Annotated in this window: 1 protein-coding gene; it reads left to right on the top strand. The window is 37.6% G+C overall.

All coding sequences use genetic code 11. The features are described 5' to 3' along the window. Window positions 1-255: hypothetical protein (locus ACHRV3_RS23080; protein WP_395436302.1), on the top strand; the 255-nt coding region annotated here is incomplete at both ends.

The raw sequence follows: 255 nt of genomic DNA, 5'->3' as shown, positions 1-255 counted from the left end.
AGTGCTTCCATCAGGAGCAGGTAAAAATATTACCTCTAAAGTAAACCAGGCACAATTGCATAACGTTTGTCAAACAACAAGTCCAAGCAGTTATATGGTCACTGTAACTCCTCAAGATTTGATTCATCTAAATGCTGATTTTGGTGTTAACTGCAAATTAGTTAGAGACATAGTGGCCAATGACGATACTGCCGGTCCATTTCCTAGTGTAAATCAAATCACTCCAAATGTGCTGAATGTATTACCAAATGATAC

Origin of the sequence: Flavobacterium sp. FlaQc-49 (genome assembly GCF_044005985.1) — a bacterium.
GTDB lineage: Bacteria > Bacteroidota > Bacteroidia > Flavobacteriales > Flavobacteriaceae > Flavobacterium > Flavobacterium cupriresistens.
This window is presented reverse-complemented; position numbering and strand designations above follow the sequence as displayed.